This window comes from Mesorhizobium waimense, from assembly GCF_003601975.1.
In the GTDB taxonomy this organism is placed as follows: Bacteria; Pseudomonadota; Alphaproteobacteria; order Rhizobiales; family Rhizobiaceae; genus Mesorhizobium; species Mesorhizobium waimense.
Genome location: NZ_QZWZ01000161.1, coordinates 1 through 1,149, shown reverse-complemented (window position 1 = coordinate 1,149; position 1,149 = coordinate 1). Strand labels below are relative to the sequence as shown.

At 63.0% G+C, this 1,149-nt stretch carries 2 protein-coding genes; both read right to left on the bottom strand.

Annotation, left to right across the window (positions count from 1 at the left end; translation table 11 throughout):
- Positions 1 to 430: ATP-binding protein (locus D3227_RS40365; RefSeq protein WP_167481080.1), on the bottom strand; the 430-nt coding region annotated here is incomplete at its 3' end.
- An 11-nt stretch (positions 431 to 441) separates the two neighbouring features.
- A partial coding sequence (locus tag D3227_RS40360; RefSeq protein WP_245452170.1) for a transposase occupies positions 442 to 1,149 on the bottom strand: 708 nt, incomplete at its 5' end.

Below are 1,149 nucleotides of genomic sequence, written 5' to 3'. Positions count from 1 at the left end.
TTTGTCCGTCACCAACAAGCCCCTGACGATCAGCACCCTTCCAGCGACGAGCAGACAGGGCAAAAGCCCCATCCTCTCGATCCCTCCTGGTAAAAAATACAAAGCGGCCCCATCGGGCCGCTTTCTCCTCCACAATCCTCGGCACCATTTGTCCGCGCTTTCTCGCAGCCGTTAACACCCGATCGAGGCCACGCTCACCGCGATAGTCCACATCTTCAGGCGCCGCCTGATGGCGCAGCTTGGCAAAGCGCAGGCGAGCGCCGAGCTTGCGATCGTAGCGCCAGCTCCATTCCCGGTCGAGCAACAGCGCCAGCCATTCGCCATGTGATAGCTGTTCGGCTTCGGCATTGGCGGCCAGTTCATTGAACGCCTTGGCCATTCCGGTCAGGCCCATGGTGTTGAGCCGGTCGAGGGTGGGATGTGCAAGCATGTCATTCTCCTTCAGTGGTAATAGCGGGAACCGCGGATATTAGGGTGGTCGATGGGCTCGCGAGTCGTCGCCTGGCTCGACGATGCCCGGTCGAGGTGATTGTCGAGGATTGAGCGGACGGAACCATAAGTCCGGGCGCCGATCTCCAGCGCCCGGCCGCAGGCGGCGTTGACGCGCTCGCGGCCGAAGCCCTTGACGAGCCGGATGACGCCAAGACAGGCGCGGAAGCCTTGTTCGGGATGCGGCCGATCCGCCAGTATCTTCTGGCACAGCAAGGCCACATCGGGGCCGATCGCGGAAGCTTCCCGGGTGATCCTCTCGATCGTCCAGTCGGCAAAGCGGCGGTGCGATGAAGGCATGTGATCCGACACCGTCGTGTGCCGTCCATTGCCGCTGGAGCGCAGATGGGCGGCGATCCTCTCGCCCTTGCGGAACAGCTCGATGGTGGTCGCCGTGATGCGCGCCTCCATCTGCTCCCGCGCAAAGCGGTATGGCACCGAATAATAGTGCCGGTCGATCTCGACATGGTAGTCGAGGCCGGCGCGCCGAATGCGCCATTCAGCAAAGACGTAGCGCTCAACCGGCAGCGGCTTGTCGAAGACGGTCGAAACCCGCTGATAAACGACGACAAGATCTGAAGCGCTGGAAGAGCAAAGGCGGCCGCCCGCGCGCTCTTCAACTAGCGCTGTAGCGGGCGGCCGCCTTTGCGGCGCGGTGCT